Origin of the sequence: Dietzia sp. SYD-A1 (assembly GCF_015356725.1) — a bacterium.
Lineage (GTDB): Bacteria > Actinomycetota > Actinomycetes > Mycobacteriales > Mycobacteriaceae > Dietzia.
In genome coordinates, this window is record NZ_JADDKI010000524.1 from 1 (window position 1) to 759 (window position 759).

Consider the following 759-nt stretch of genomic DNA (forward strand, 5'->3'; position numbering starts at 1 on the left):
GCCCTCCAGAGCGCGGGTCGCCCAGGTCACCGCCACGTCCTGGGGCACCGCCCGCGCCGCCGACTCGCCGAGGCCCAGAGCGGCGTCCGACAGCGGCGGCGTGGGGGTGGCCACCCAGTCCCGGAGCAACGGGAACCCCGGGCGGGCCAGGCCGGCCAACAGCAGCACCGTGATCACCACCCCGACCGCGGCATCCACCGCGACGTCCACCCGCGGCCCCGGACCCGGACCCGCGGGCCCGGGTGGCGGACCGGACCCGGTGGCTGACATGGGCACATTCCACCATGCCGTCCGACGCGCCGGGGTCGCGGGCGACACCCTACGATCACCGGTGTGGACCCTCAGGCACGCGCGGCGTCACCCGGTTCCGCGACCAGGCGTTTCCTGACCGGTGCCGGGGCGGTGACGCTCGGGTCCCTGGTGGCCAACATCGCCGCGTACCTGCTGCACCTGCCGGCGTCCCGCTGGCTCGGGCCCGAGGGGTACGGCGCGTTCGCCGCCCTGCTCTCCGCCCAGCTGCTGGTCGCGGTGCCGTCGCTGGCGCTCCAGGCCGTCGTGGCGCGGGAGCTCGTCAGAGGGGTCCCGCACGAGGCACTGCGCTCCCTGGGCGCGCGGGTCGCGCTGCTCGTGGCCCTCATCGCGGCGCTCGCCGTGGTCCCGGTGGCACACCTGCTCGACACCCCGGTACTCGCCACCGCGGCCGCGTTGTCCCCCGGGCCGGTGTTGTGCCTGCTCGCCGCCGAGCAGGGTCTGCTGCAG

Annotated in this window: 2 pseudogenes; one reads left to right on the top strand and one right to left on the bottom strand. The window is 76.5% G+C overall.

What is annotated here, in order from left to right:
- Positions 1 to 270: pseudogene (locus IY392_RS16425) on the bottom strand (hypothetical protein); the annotation flags it as partial.
- Between the two features lie 63 nt (positions 271 to 333).
- On the opposite strand from IY392_RS16425, the pseudogene IY392_RS16430 reads away from it, so the two are divergent.
- Positions 334 to 759, top strand: a pseudogene (locus tag IY392_RS16430) (polysaccharide biosynthesis protein); the annotation flags it as partial.